This window comes from Pseudomonas sp. 2822-17 (assembly GCF_002742485.1).
In the GTDB taxonomy this organism is placed as follows: domain Bacteria; phylum Pseudomonadota; class Gammaproteobacteria; order Pseudomonadales; family Pseudomonadaceae; genus Aquipseudomonas; species Aquipseudomonas cyclaminis.
In genome coordinates, this window is sequence record NZ_LJRZ01000512.1 from 1 (window position 1) to 304 (window position 304).

The window sequence follows — 304 nt, forward strand, 5'->3', positions numbered from 1 at the left end:
AGCTCAATCAGTAGGTGGTGCGATAGGTAACGCAATTGCACCAGCAAACGTTATTCTTGGAACAAGTACAGCTGGAATAAAAGGGAAAGATTCTGAAGTATTTAAATACACAATCGTGTTTACTATTATTTCAGGTATTCTTGTATCTGCAACAGCAGTGCTAATGTTCCTCATGACTGGATAATAAAAAATAAGGTGAAAAACTTCTTCTACTTATTATTAATGTAAGAAGAAGTTTTTCACTAATATATTTAAAATGGTAGTGTCACTTTTAAGCAATTGAAAGGGGAGATCTATTGTCGTG

At 33.6% G+C, this 304-nt stretch carries 1 protein-coding gene; it reads left to right on the forward strand.

Annotated features, from left to right (window positions below):
• Positions 1–184: L-lactate permease (locus AOA60_RS32315; RefSeq protein WP_178075394.1), on the forward strand; the 184-nt coding region annotated here is incomplete at its 5' end.
• Between the last annotated feature and the right edge of the window lie 120 nt (positions 185–304).